The following is a 1,065-nucleotide window of genomic DNA, read 5'->3' on the forward strand; positions in this document are numbered from 1 at the left end:
AATTTATGCGTTTTGTGCATAAATTATAGGGTGCCTAATAAAAGAAAAGGCGACATCAGATGCCGCCTTAAGTGTAATACCAAATTTTGCTGGTATTGGTTGATTACCTAACTGGTGATGTTAAGGACTACGGGCGCTCAAAGACTGTTGCGATACCCTGACCAAGACCGATACACATGGTCGCAAGGCCGTATTTGGCGTCCTTGGCTTCCATTAGGTTGATAAGCGTTGTTGAGATACGTGCGCCAGAACAACCCAATGGGTGACCTAGAGCAATCGCGCCGCCATTCAGGTTCACTTTTTCGTCCATCACCTCAAGCAGACCTAGGTCTTTCGCACATGGCAGAGATTGCGCTGCAAACGCTTCGTTTAGCTCGACAACGTCCATATCTTCAATTGCAAGGCCTGCACGTTTGAGCGCTTTTTGCGTTGCAGGTACAGGGCCGTAACCCATGATGGATGGATCGCAACCTGCGATCGCCATGCCTTTGATTCGTGCGCGAATCTTCAAACCAAGTTCATTGGCTTTCTCTTCGCTCATGATCAGCATTGCGGATGCACCATCAGATAAAGCGGAAGACGTGCCGGCTGTTACAGTACCGTTCGCTGGGTCGAATACCGGGCGAAGTTGAGACAGACCTTCAACGGTGGTCTCTGGACGAATCACTTCATCGTAATCTAACTGGAACAACGTACCGTCTGCTGCGTGGCCTTCGGTTGGTAGGATTTCGTTTTTAAAGCGACCTTCCAATGTTGCTGCGTGAGCACGAGCATGAGAGCGCGCCGCAAACTCATCTTGTTGCTCACGGCTGATACCATGAAGCTTACCAAGCATTTCAGCGGTTAAACCCATCATACCAGCGGCTTTGGCGACATTTTTCGACATGCCAGGATGGAAGTCTACACCGTGGTTCATTGGTACGTGACCCATGTGCTCGACACCGCCGATCAGGCAAATTTCCGCGTCACCTGTCATGATTGCACGAGTACCATCATGCAGGGCTTGCATAGATGAGCCACACAGACGATTCACGGTTACTGCGCCAATCTCAATTGGTAGGCCAG

The 1,065-nt window shown here is 50.0% G+C and carries 1 protein-coding gene; it reads right to left on the reverse strand.

Annotated features, from left to right (window positions below; translation table 11 throughout):
* Positions 1-127: 127 nt before the first annotated feature.
* On the reverse strand, positions 128-1,065 hold a 938-nt coding region (gene fadA / locus R7R24_RS24885; protein WP_318119771.1), incomplete at its 5' end, for an acetyl-CoA C-acyltransferase FadA.

It is taken from the genome of Vibrio sp. 704 (genome assembly GCF_033339295.1).